Source organism: Phocaeicola barnesiae DSM 18169 = JCM 13652, from assembly GCF_000374585.1.
Lineage (GTDB): Bacteria > Bacteroidota > Bacteroidia > Bacteroidales > Bacteroidaceae > Phocaeicola > Phocaeicola barnesiae.
Genome location: NZ_KB894643.1, coordinates 98,467 through 110,806, shown reverse-complemented (window position 1 = coordinate 110,806; position 12,340 = coordinate 98,467). Strand labels below are relative to the sequence as shown.

The following is a 12,340-nucleotide window of genomic DNA, read 5'->3' as shown; positions in this document are numbered from 1 at the left end:
AAAATCCAGCCATGTGGAAAACAAACGTCCGTCTTGGATAAAACGTCCGTTCGTTTGAGTCGGAATCTGCTCGCCTTTTCGTGAAAACGAACGGACGTTTCTATCAAAAGGCGAGCAGGTTTTCATGCGAAGCGAATGTTTGTTCGGACAGTGTGGTTTAGAATTCGTTAACGGATTATATTTCATTATGTTTAGGAATGTGTGTAACATTACTGATATTTACCTGAATGCAGTCTGAAGTCCGGCGGTTTCGGTAAAGGGTGAAATGGAATACTATGATTATAAATTTTTTGGCATGAAGAAGTTAATGTTAGGCCTGCTTTTTTTGCTGGTGGCAGCAGGCGCAGGGGGACAGAATGTAAAGAAGTTTACCGTGTTGCAGTGGAACGTCTGGCAAGAAGGTACGGTCGTTCCGGGCGGTTATGAAGCCATTGTGAACGAGATAGCGCGTCTGGAACCGGATTTCGTGACGTTCAGTGAAGTGCGTAATTACAACGGTACCCGTTTCTGTGACCGTATTGTTTCTTCCCTGAAGGAAAAGGGGAAATGCTATTATTCCTTTTACAGCTATGATTCAGGTCTGTTGAGCAAGTATCCTATCAAGGATTCGTTGACGGTCTTTCCGGAGAAGGATGACCATGGCAGCATCTATAAGCTGGTTGCCGATTTCGAAGGGATAGAGGTGGCTGTGTATACCGCTCATCTGGATTACCAGAACGATGCCTATTACAATGTGCGTGGTTACGACGGCTCTACCTGGAAGGAGATAGATGTGCCGCAGACCGTAAGCGAAGTGCTGGAGGTGAACGACCGTTCGCAGCGTGACGATGCCATCCGGTGTTTTGTAGCCGAGGCTCGGAAAGACCTGGAGGCTGGGAGACTGGTATTGTTGGGAGGCGATTTCAACGAACCTTCCCATCTGGACTGGATTCGGGAAACGAAAGATTTGTATGACCATAACGGGCTGATTGTTCCGTGGACTGTTACATTGATGCTGGATAATGCCGGGTTCATAGACGCTTACCGGGAGTTTTATCCCGATGTCCTGGATTATCCCGGTTTTACGTTCCCGGCAGACAACCCGTTGATACCGACGGAGAAACTGACATGGGCACCGAAATCGGACGAACGGGAGCGTATCGATTATATCTTCTATCATCCGTACCCTGGTCTGGAATTGACTGATGTCGTGATTTTCGGACCGCAGGGAAGCATCCTGAAAAATCAGCGGGTCGAGGAGCAGACATCCGATAAGTTTCTGCCTCCGCTAGGTGTGTGGCCTACCGACCATAAAGGTGTTCTGGCTACCTTCTGTCTGAAATTCTGAGAATGGTGAAATAGGGAAATCCCTACCGGGAAATAGGGAATTTCTACTTGCAGGGTAAAAAAGAGTCGTTACATTTGTAACGTAAATAACTAGGTACAATAACTTCAAACAAGTAAAGTCATGATAAAGAGTAAAGTATTTGCTTCGTTGCTGTTGGCTTGTCTGCCAGGACTCTCAATGGCTCAGAGTGGGGATGACCTCTACTTCGTTCCGAAAAAGGAACAGAAGAAAGAGGTGGTAAAGGTTGTTCCGGAGCAGACTACGACTACAACTGTCCATACGGCTCCGGAAGCGGCAGCTATCGTGGTGAAAGATGTCAAGGGAAATGTACGCGATGTGGATGAATATAACCGTCGGTATACTTCGCGTGAGAATACTTTCTCCATGCAGAATGATACCTTGTACATCGAGGAAAAGCCATACGGTGAACGAGGAGAATGGGTAAACGGTTTTGAAGGCTCTCAAAGTGATTACGAATATGCCATGCGTATCGTACGTTTCCGCAGTCCGGGTTATGCTATTCCGATAAGCAGTCCGCTGTATTGGGATGTGGTGTATGGCGCATTGCCGTCATGGGACTGGAATGTATTCGATGACGGAATGTATGCCTATGTCTTCCCGACTTCTACCAATCCGGTATGGTGGAACTGGCGTTTCTCATGGGGAACATTCGGGCCTCGTTTCGGTTGGAGTTTCGGATATCCTTGGTATTATAATCCTTGGTACAGCGGTTTCTCTCCCTACTGGTACGGTGGTTACTATGCCGGTTATTGGGGTGGCTACTGGGGAGGCTACTGGGGCGGTTATTGGGGTCCCGGATGGTATCCGTATTACGGACATTGGGCTCCTAGTACTTATTATTCCTATAATAATCGTCGTGGAGAAATGGGACTTTCACATTCTAATTATGGTTCTAGTGTACGTCCTTCTGGAAATAGAGGAACTTCTTATCGAAATGTATCTCAAGCATATGACCGCAAGGGACGTACGGGTGGTCGAGTGGTTTCTGGAAGGGAAAATTCAAATGCTTCTGTGAGAAATACTGGGGTAAGAGTAGGAAATCGCAATTCTGCGACATATTCTCGTGAGAGCCAGATTCAAAGAGGTGGATCTACTTATACACGACCAAGTAGTACACGGGTAAATTCTTATCAACGTTCAGATGCTTTCAACCGATTGAACAATAATGGTTCTTCTCGTCAAAATATAAATAGAAACGTGAATACCAATCAGAATAGAAGTAGTTATTCTACGGGTTCTTCTTCACGTAATAGTTTTGGTGGAAGTAGTTATCGTTCTAGTGGAGGCGGTACCAGTCGAGGTAGCATGAGTACTGGCGGTGGAGCACGGCGTAGGTAAATTATAGGATTATTAGATGCTGTTTTATAGACGGGATTTAATGAATAAGTAATATTCTTGAATAGTGTAGATATGAAAAATAGAGTATTGTTAATATTGAGTTTAGCTTCTTGTGTACTGGGCGTTAATGCTCAGACACAATATGAAGCAGCTCGTTTCTCTGAAAATGAATTAAATGGAACCGCCCGCTTTGTTGGTATGGGAGGAGCTATGGGTGCTTTAGGAGCGGATATTTCAGTCATTGGGATAAATCCTGCTGGTATTGGCTTATATCGGAGTCATGATGTTTCAACTTCTTTTGGGTTTAATGCAACTAAAACAGCAAGTGAGTTTGGAGGAACCCAAATGAAAGATAAGAATCTGCGGGCTTCATTTGATCAGATAGGCTTTGTTTACTCGAATAAAATTGGGAATCGAACAACACTCCGTTATGTAAACTTTGGTTTTAATTATCATAAAAGTAAAAACTTCAATCGTTATTTCCAATCTGGAGGTATGCTTGAAGGATTGTCCCAAACGCAGCAAATGGCTAATATGGTGAATGGATCTATTGGCAGCATAAATGAAATGGATAATATTTATAATTATGATGGTAAAACGGGTGTAAACCCATACTCTCCTACAGCTTCAAATTATCCCTATCTTGGTGTGATGGGTATTCGTACTGAATTAGTGGGGGTTGGTACGTTTGAAGATAGTCAAGGGCAGTATCAAGCTCCTATTGGATGGTATGGAGATGCCTCTGGGTATCAAAGTCGTGAAGAAGGTGGCATTCATGAATACGACTTTAATATATCTACCAATATTGAGGATAGAATTTATTTAGGCTTGACTTTAGGTGTGTATGATATTAATTATCATAGCAGTACATATTATACTGAAGACATTTATGATGGTGGTCATAGTGGGTATTATGAATTGAGAAATGATTATCGTGTTGATGGAAGTGGGTTAGATTTGAAGTTTGGAGCTATATTTAGGCCTGTACTTGAATCTCCTTTCCGTTTTGGAGTTGCTATCCATACTCCAATTTGGTATAACTTGACAGAAACTTATGCCTCAGAAATGTATTCTAATTTGGTATATGAAGATGGAAGTACATTTGAGGCGAATGAGTATACACCAGATTATACAGGAGGAAAAACTTTGCGTGATTATCAGTTGAGGACTCCATGGCGTTTTAACTTGAATTTAGGAACTGTCTTTGGGGGAATAATGGCTGTTGGTGCTGAGTATGAGTATGCAGATTATTCTTCTTCGAAGCTTAGATACGCTGATGGGTATGAAATGGCAAATCAAACTAGTTATATTGCTGAAGATTTAAAGGGCGTACATACCATTCGTTTAGGGATGGAAACTTGTATAACTCCTGCATTCAGTCTCCGTGCTGGATATAATTATAGCACTTCTGCCTATAAAGAAACAGCATACAAGGCTTTAGATTACAATGATATGCGTGCTGATACTGAATATAGGAATTCTTTTGGACATCATACTGCTACTGTTGGCTTAGGATATAGATGGAATTATTTTTATGCGGATTTGGCGTATAAATATGATACGAACAAATCTGATTTTTATGCATTTAGTGCAGAGGATTTGAAAGCAACAAAAGTAACAGATGACCGCCATCAGTTACTCCTGACATTGGGAGTTAAGTTCTAGCTCATTGTATATAGTTTTTAAGATAAACCCTGAAGGTGTAGTTGTCCGTTAAGGCTTCTGCACCTTTTTTATTTGCTTTGTTGGTGGCGGTATTCTTTCTTTTTCCAGAAATTGAATCCTGCGTATACACGGAGGCTGCCGAATGAGTTGGTCATCGAGAAATTGTCTTTCCTGTAGTCATAGGTATGGAGTACAAGCGATGCTCCCACGTAATACTTCCCGTTGTTCCAGGTAAGTCCGGCACGGGTTATCAGGTCGAAATTGATATCTTTTACCCACCCCAGCCAGTTGTTTTGGTTATTGGGAAGGGCATCGTCGATACGTGCTTTCTTGTAGGCGATAGCCGGTAATAATGAAAGGTTGAGCAGACAGTTTTTGGCAAATACCCAGTTGTAGCCGTAGCCCACACTCAAGTTATAGTCGTTGTATTTTACTTTCTCAAAAGTCAGTGAAGGACGCAACTGCTCCTGTATCTCGGAAGGCAACATTGTATGGTCGAACGTTATGTTATGTTGCGAATACGAGAATCCCGCCAGAATGGAACCGCAGCTTTTACGTTGGTTGGTAGACTGGCTATAGGCTGCCGGATAGGAGAAGTGTTTGTAGTTGAATATCCAGTACGCATTCAGTCCCTTGATACTGCTCTGCAATCCATTGAATTTGATGCCTTCGTATCGGTTCTGGGTAGGTATGTTGCTGTATGAACTGAGCTTGAAATTGCTTCCGGTTTTCCGGTAATACAAGTCCACTCCGAAACGGGAACTGTACAGGTTGAATACGATTTCCTTTCTGGGAGCTTCGTCTTTGGCCTTTCCCAACAGTTTCTTGATATCGAACGAGAGGCCGAGAAAAATCCAGCGCCATCCGAAGTAAATACCGATTTTTGTATTGGCGGTAGGAGCGAAATTCAAGCTTTGATTACCGTCGTTACCGTTGCTTCCCAGCCGGTAATGCTCGAACCATGTACTCTGTTCAAGCATGAAGGCCAGGTTGTAGAGATTCGGGGAAATATAGGTGGTGTCAATGTCGTTCAGGCTCTTCCCGACTTTGGTCAGTTCCCGCTTGGAAATCTGGTAAGCGCTCCGGACGCCGCTGGCCAACAAATGCAGCGGAGTCCGTTCTTCTGTGACAGGTACCGGCGCAACGGAGAGACTATCCTGTGTTTCCGTTTGTGCATGTATGGAGGTAAGCGGTAACCCTGAGATAGTAACGAATAATCCATATAGAATGCTTCGTCGGTATGCCATAAGAGATGGCTTAAAGTTTGTTTAGGATACGGTCCATGACCCAGTTGGTGGGGGTTGCACTGATGCCGTCACAGGTGCAGATGGCTTTCCCTTGCAGGTGCTCTACTATCGTCTGGATGAGCGGAAGCTGTACGTGTGGCGGATTCGGTGGCAGGATTTCTTCTCTTCCCCGTTCGGTGTGCAGGCCGATAGGTTCGTAGGTGAATACGGAGAAGCAGATCATTCCTTTGTCACCGATGATTTCGATACGGTCTTCTTTGGCCGATTCGTGGGCCACGAAACACCATGAGCCTGAGCCGGGCAGCCCGGATTCGAATTTGAAACAGGCACTGATGGTGTCTTCGGCTTCGTAAAGTCCGCCCCGGTTGCTTTTATATCCTTCGGCTTCGAGGATACAGCCGAACATATCCTGGAGCAAATCCAGCTGATGAGGAGCCAGGTCATAGAAATAGCCGCCTCCTGCAATGTCGGGTTGCACGCGCCAGGGCAGGTTCTTGCTGTTATAGTCCAGGTTACGTGGAGGTTGTGCAAAACGTATCTGTACGTTGATGACATTTCCGATTTCTCCTTCTTCCACCAGTTGGCGTACTTTCTGGAAATACGGTAAATACCGACGGTAGTAAGCCACAAAACAGGGCACTCCGGTTTCCTGTGAAATACGGTTAATGCGGGCACAGTCCTCGTAACTGGCGGCCATCGGTTTTTCGATATAAACCGGTTTCCCGGCTTTCATGGCCATAATGGCAAAAGTTGCGTGTGAAGAGGGAGGGGTAGCGATGTAAATGGCATTTACGTTTTCATCGCCGATAAGCTCTTGGGCATCGGTATACCAGTTCGGTATGTTATGACGGATAGCATACGATTTGACTTTTTCTTCGTCACGGCTCATGACGGCTACTACCTTGGAGCCTTCAATCATATTGAAGGCGGGACCACTTTTTTTCTCGGTGACTTCACCGCAACCGATGAATCCCCACCGTACTTCTTTCAGTTTCATCATCGTTCAGGGATTATTTAGTTGAAATATTTTTTATAGAGTTTCTGATAGCTTTTGGTTTTCAGGTATTGCTCCAACCATACATTCAAGGTATCGCGTAAGTCTGGAGAGTGCTTGCCGATACCCCACGCATAGAATTGCGTAAAGCTGATGCTTTTGCTGATGTCAAGGTTGGGATAATCTTTCACAGAGGCTTTGGCCAGGCTCTCATCGCAGACGGCATAGTCTATCTCGCCTTCAGATACCATGGCTAACAGTTGTTCTGGACCGTATTTGTCGATTTCACGGACATAAATGGTGTCGGCTATCTCGTTGATGAGGTTGTGGATACGGATTAGCGCCGGCGAATGACTGACCAGGTGGAGGGTCTTATGAGCCAGTTCCAGCTGGTTGCCGATGTACAGGCTGTCTTTCCCTTCTTCCTTTTTCCGCTGTACCAATACTTGTTTGCTGAGTAGCAGCGGGTGGGTGAAAAGCAGTGAGTCTTTCAGGCTGCTGGTTACAACGGTACCCGTGGCTATCAGGTCGTAGCGGCCTTCCTGCAATCCTTTTATTCTTTTTTCATAGCTCATTTCGGGGGTGACTTCCAGCTTCAACCCCTTTTCTTGTGCGAATTTCTGGAGGAGTTCCAAATCGAATCCTGTCAGTGTATCTTTCCCTGCATGAAAGCTGAGCCGGTTGTATTCGGTTACCGCACGCAGGGTTCCTGACTCCCGGATTTCGGTGTAATCGCGGGGGGTAAAGGAAGGAGAAACAACTGTAGGTCCTCGATGGGTGTTGACTCCGATCAGAATCGCTACAAGGGCAATACTTCCCAACAAATAATGAAATCTTTTCCGTTTCATGACTTTAATCAAAGAAATTCCAGGAGATTCCGAGCTTCAGGATACGTGGGTTTAACGGATAGTGTGGAGCCAGGAAGTAGCTCTTTTCTCCGGTCCCTTGAATCAGGTTATACATCTGTACAAAGATGCGGGTACGTTTCAGATGCAGGTTGATGTAACCGTTCACAAGCGGATAGCCTCCCAGTTTATAGCGTGTCTCCGGATTCTGTACATAGAATTGTCCGATGGCCGGAGCATAGTCGGGAGCATAGTATTGGGTGAAATAACGTACGTCAGCACCCATCTCGATGTTCAAGACTTTTTTAGCCAGCGCAAACTCCAGATAAAGGTTATGATACAGTACCAGCTCCGGTAGGGGGAGTACGTTATTGTCACTCGATTTCTGGTAAGTCACTTCATTGTCCAGATGCAGGATGCCCAGTTTGAAATCCTGTTTCAGTGTAGCGCTGAATACCTGAATATTATCCGATTGTTGTCTGACTACTACATTGTTCTTATAGGTAGCAGGTGTTGTCTCCGTCGCTTCTGTAGCTATTACAGAGGCATTGTCGAGGTATGTGTAGTTCTTGATGTTTTCTACCCCGGCAGATAATTGGGTTTTCCAACGGTCGATGGTCAGTTTTCCTTGTACGCGGGTTCGCATAATCTTGGAAAGGTCGTTGTTGTCCCACCAATAGTGTTTCGAATGGAAATGGCGGAAATAGAATATCGGCTGTTCATTCTTGATATAGGCGTTTGCATCCAGTCGGACGGTATCATTGAACAGGCGGAAGTTGAGGTCGCCTTTTCCTTCTATCGTGAACTGGCCGATGTCTTCACCTACCAAAGCTATTTCTCCCAATACGTTATAGTGCAACATACGTCCTTGTTCCTTGATGAGTTGTCCTCCTACGGAAAGTACGTTTTCCTTGTAGTCAATCGGCATCCGTGCTTCCGGTTGACCGGGAACGGTGTCTGTCAGTGTAAAACGTCTGTGTTCGAACGTAGCAAAAGCGGTCAGACCGGCTTTGGCCCATTTGTTGAATCCCTCTCTCAATGAAATACCTACAGTATTTTTGATGGACAGGTATTGGGTAACATCCGTCGAATCGGTCCCTAAATAATTGTTGAGAAAATAGTCTTGGTTTTGGGCGTCATCATACGAAATGTATTTTCTGCGGTTGTGGTCAATTTTGATGGTATGGATGAAACTGGTTACAGGGACGAAAACTTTCTTGCTGATGGTATCGTTTTCTTCCTGTACGTCTTCATAGAATCCTAAGTTGTATCGTTGGGTCAGGAACGCATGATAACCCGTATTGTGATTCCAGATATCACTCAAGTTGGTCGGCATGTCGTAGGTATTGTATGATTTCTTGCCTTCGTTCATATCCAATGGGTGGGTTACATAACGGTCATCGGACAGACCACCGTTTTCGGCTACTTTCAGGTTGTCGTTAATGAAGTTAAAGTACATGTTATACTTGTCTCCCTGATAATAGGCGAACAGATTGCCGTTGAACAGGGCTGTGGACTGGTTGGCGTACTTTCCACGGCCATACGTATAGTCGATGTCGAAGCCGAAACCTAAGCGCTTGTTCACATTTACGGCGAAATAGGCCTTAAAACGTTCTTCTCCATATCGTCCGTCGCCTTGTTTGTAATACGTCAGGTTGGTAAAAGGAGATTTGGTGTTGGTATATACTACGTCACTGGCACCTTTTACTGTAAAGTCGTACGGGTCGGTGAAGAACTCTTGTGAAGCACTTTTACGCTCGAAGAATACATGCGAAATACGTGGGGCACCCAAGTTACCCAGATAGGTGTAATGTCCTGTCGGTCCTCCGGTATCGTTGGTGTTCTGGAACGCATGTGTAATGGTATCGATTGGGGTCTCAGTGATGTTTCCCAATCGCTCGTCTACTTTCCAAGAATACAATCCGATGGGAATTGTACTTGCATCGTTTACGGCCGTTGTGTCTATCGGATTCCCGTTCCGGTCGTAACGGTTGGAGTCTGCTCCGGAAGCAGAAGTCCCGAATTGGCTTATCGTGTTCTGTCCGAATGTATGGTTGCACAGAACTATCAGTAGAGTCAGTATAAAAATCTTTCGTATCATGGAAGCAAAGATACAACAATAAACGAGACGAAATGCAGATTGGGAAAAGAATGTTGCAGATTAATGGCTTCAGACGGCCGGTAACCCCTTCACATAGAGGGGATGAGTGTAAAATAAATCCCGACAGGAAAGTTTCCTGCCGGGATGAAAAAGTGAGTTGGAAGTCTGTATCAGATTTCTTTGATGATTTCCATACCGATTTTGATGGCTTCTTCGTTCATCGGAATCAGGTGATGATGGCGTTCCGGTAAAGTCTTGCGCAATGCCTTGACAACGCTTTCAATGGAAACGATGGGACGAATCTTCAAAAGGCCACCTAATACAATCATGTTGAAGGTCTTGGCCATTTTCCGTTCGTTGGCTTCGTCCATGGCATCGATACGGTATATCTTGATGTCTGTCCGGGTAGGCGGATTGATGATACCGTATCCGTCGTATATCAGGACACCTCCTGGCTTGATTTTACTCTCGAATTTAGCCAGTGAAGGTTGGTTCAGGATGATGGCGGTATCGTATTTGCTCAGAATCGGAGAAGAGATGCGTTCATCACTTACGATGACAGTCACATTGGCTGTACCGCCGCGCTGTTCCGGTCCGTATGCTGGCATCCAGGTCACTTCTTTTCCTTCCATCAGTCCGGAATACGCCAGAATCTTACCCATAGACAGGACTCCTTGTCCGCCGAATCCGGCTATAATAATTTCTTCTTTCATACGCTATAGGAGTTAGGTTGCTTATTTGATGTCTGTTGTGTCCTTCAAATCGCCCAACGGGTAGAAAGGAAACATGTTTTCTTCCATCCATTTGTTCGCCTTTTCCGGGGTCATTTTCCATCCGGAGCTACAGGTGGAAACGATTTCTACCAGGCTGGAGCCTTTTTGCTGCATGGAACATTCGAAAGCTTTGCGGATGGCTTTCTTGGCCTTGCGGATAGAAGCTACGTTCTGTACAGACTGACGGGTAACGTAGCAGGTGCCCTGCAGGGTAGCGGCGATTTCGGTCATTTTCAGCGGATATCCGTGGATTTCCGGAATACGTCCGTACGGACAGGTCGCGGTTTTCATGCCCAGTAGGGTGGTAGGGGCCATCTGTCCACCGGTCATACCGTAAATGGCATTGTTGATGAAGATGATGGTGATGTTTTCTCCGCGGTTCAAGGCATGGATGGATTCGGCTGTACCGATACAAGCCAAGTCTCCGTCACCTTGGTAAGTGAATACCAACCGGTCCGGCCACAGACGTTTGATGGCTGATGCCAAGGCAGGAGCACGTCCGTGTGCTGCTTCCTGGCAGTCAATATCCAGGTAGTTGTACATGAATACGGCACATCCTACCGGACTGATACCGATAGCTTTCTCGGTCAGACCCATTTCATCGATGACTTCGGCTATCAGTTTGTGCACCACGCCGTGACTGCATCCCGGACAGTAGTGCATCGAATTATCGTTCATAAGGCGAGGTTTCTGGTATACCAGATTCTCGGGCTTCATGATATCTTCTTTCGTCATAAATTATTTCCTCCTGTTTTAACGTATAAAGAAGCGGAAGACAAATTCCATCATTTTCAGAAAAAGTGAGGCACCACATACATAGAAAAAGAGGGTTTTGTCATCGCCTACCGTAAAATAAAGAATCACGGAAATGAAGGCCCCAATCATGAACAGTACGTTCAGGACGGTTCTTATGCGGTCTATCTGGTCCATGGTTCCGGTTTATTTAATCAGTTTCTCCTTGATGGCTTCGATCACTTCATCCGGATCGGGTACGATTCCTCCCAGACGTCCGAAGTGCTCTACCGGAATCTGACAGTTGACAGCCAGACGGACATCTTCAATCATTTGTCCGCTGTTCAATTCTACGGTGAGGATACCTTTCACTTGTGAAGCACGTTCCTTTAAGGCTTTCGACGGGAACGGCCAAAGGGTAATCGGGCGGAAAAGTCCCACCTTGATACCTTCTTCGCGGGCATGTTCCATGGCTTTCTGTGAAATACGTGCACAGGAACCGAAAGCTACAATCAGGTATTCGGCATCTTCGCAGCACAGTTCTTCGTAACGGCATTCCTTTTCCTGGATTTCTGCGTATTTCTGTTGCAGATGGATGTTACGTTGTTCCATGATGCTCGGATCGAGTTCCAGCGATGTGATGACATTCGGCTTACGTCCTTTCCGGCCGGTAGCGGCCCATGGACATTGTGCAATGATTTCTTCTTCCGTACGGCGCGGACGGGGAGCCGGCAATACTACTTTTTCCATCATCTGTCCAATGACACCGTCTGCCAGAATGATGGCCGGATTTCTGTATTTGAAGGCCAGTTGGAATCCCAGGTCTACAAAGTCTGCCATTTCCTGTACGGAAGCGGGAGCCAATGCTATCAGGTGATAGTCACCGTGTCCGCCGCCTTTGGTTGTCTGGAAATAATCGGCCTGACTGGGCTGGATAGTTCCCAGACCAGGACCTCCACGCATGACATTTACAATCAGACAGGGGAGTTCTGCTCCTGCGATGTACGAAATACCTTCCTGCTTCAGGCTGACACCCGGGCTGGAAGAGGAGGTCATGACCATTTTACCGGTACCTGCACCTCCATATACCATATTAATTGCTGCAACTTCGCTTTCGGCCTGAAGCACCACCATACCGGTAGTCTCCCATGGCTTCTGTTCGGCAAGCGTTTCCAATACTTCAGATTGGGGAGTGATAGGATAACCGAAATAACCGTCTACACCGATACGGATAGCCGTATGGGCAATGGCTTCGTTACCTTTCATTAGAACGACTTCTTCTGCCATAGTTTGTCTA

At 45.8% G+C, this 12,340-nt stretch carries 11 protein-coding genes; 3 read left to right on the top strand and 8 right to left on the bottom strand.

Going from position 1 to position 12,340, the window contains the following annotated elements; genetic code table 11:
* Positions 1–295: 295 nt before the first annotated feature.
* From C510_RS0100475 to C510_RS0100465, 3 genes are all read left to right on the top strand, one after another.
* Positions 296–1,327, top strand: a complete 1,032-nt coding sequence (locus C510_RS0100475; protein ID WP_025892529.1) for an endonuclease/exonuclease/phosphatase family protein — start codon at positions 296–298, stop codon at positions 1,325–1,327.
* 123 nt (positions 1,328–1,450) lie between these two features.
* Positions 1,451–2,686, top strand: a complete 1,236-nt coding sequence (locus C510_RS0100470) for a hypothetical protein (protein WP_025892527.1) — start codon at positions 1,451–1,453, stop codon at positions 2,684–2,686.
* A 72-nt stretch (positions 2,687–2,758) separates the two neighbouring features.
* On the top strand, positions 2,759–4,351 hold the full coding sequence (locus C510_RS0100465; protein WP_025892526.1) for a hypothetical protein: 1,593 nt from the start codon (positions 2,759–2,761) through the stop codon (positions 4,349–4,351).
* 68 nt (positions 4,352–4,419) lie between these two features.
* On the opposite strand, the gene C510_RS0100460 is transcribed toward C510_RS0100465, so the two are convergent.
* The 8 genes from C510_RS0100460 to C510_RS0100425 form a co-directional block, all read right to left on the bottom strand.
* Complete coding sequence (locus tag C510_RS0100460; protein ID WP_026320046.1) at positions 4,420–5,598, bottom strand: DUF4421 domain-containing protein; 1,179 nt, start codon at positions 5,596–5,598, stop codon at positions 4,420–4,422.
* A 10-nt stretch (positions 5,599–5,608) separates the two neighbouring features.
* Complete coding sequence (locus C510_RS0100455) at positions 5,609–6,598, bottom strand: Gfo/Idh/MocA family protein (protein WP_018709368.1); 990 nt, start codon at positions 6,596–6,598, stop codon at positions 5,609–5,611.
* A 14-nt stretch (positions 6,599–6,612) separates the two neighbouring features.
* Positions 6,613–7,440 carry a transporter substrate-binding domain-containing protein gene (locus tag C510_RS0100450; protein ID WP_025892525.1) on the bottom strand — a complete coding sequence of 276 codons (828 nt, stop codon included), beginning with the start codon at positions 7,438–7,440 and terminating at the stop codon, positions 6,613–6,615.
* A 4-nt stretch (positions 7,441–7,444) separates the two neighbouring features.
* Positions 7,445–9,535 (bottom strand): putative porin, encoded by a 2,091-nt coding sequence (locus C510_RS0100445; protein ID WP_025892524.1) that lies wholly within the window; start codon positions 9,533–9,535, stop codon positions 7,445–7,447.
* A 173-nt stretch (positions 9,536–9,708) separates the two neighbouring features.
* Positions 9,709–10,251: a 2-oxoacid:ferredoxin oxidoreductase subunit gamma family protein gene (locus C510_RS0100440; protein ID WP_018709365.1), complete on the bottom strand. Its 543-nt coding sequence runs from the start codon at positions 10,249–10,251 to the stop codon at positions 9,709–9,711.
* A gap of 21 nt (positions 10,252–10,272) precedes the next feature.
* The gene (locus tag C510_RS0100435) at positions 10,273–11,046 is read right to left on the bottom strand and encodes a thiamine pyrophosphate-dependent enzyme (protein WP_018709364.1); all 774 of its coding nucleotides are present in this window, start codon (positions 11,044–11,046) and stop codon (positions 10,273–10,275) included.
* An 18-nt stretch (positions 11,047–11,064) separates the two neighbouring features.
* Positions 11,065–11,241: a hypothetical protein gene (locus C510_RS17455; protein WP_018709363.1), complete on the bottom strand. Its 177-nt coding sequence runs from the start codon at positions 11,239–11,241 to the stop codon at positions 11,065–11,067.
* Positions 11,242–11,250: 9 nt separating this feature from the next.
* Positions 11,251–12,330 (bottom strand): 3-methyl-2-oxobutanoate dehydrogenase subunit VorB, encoded by a 1,080-nt coding sequence (locus C510_RS0100425; protein WP_022340135.1) that lies wholly within the window; start codon positions 12,328–12,330, stop codon positions 11,251–11,253.
* Between the last annotated feature and the right edge of the window lie 10 nt (positions 12,331–12,340).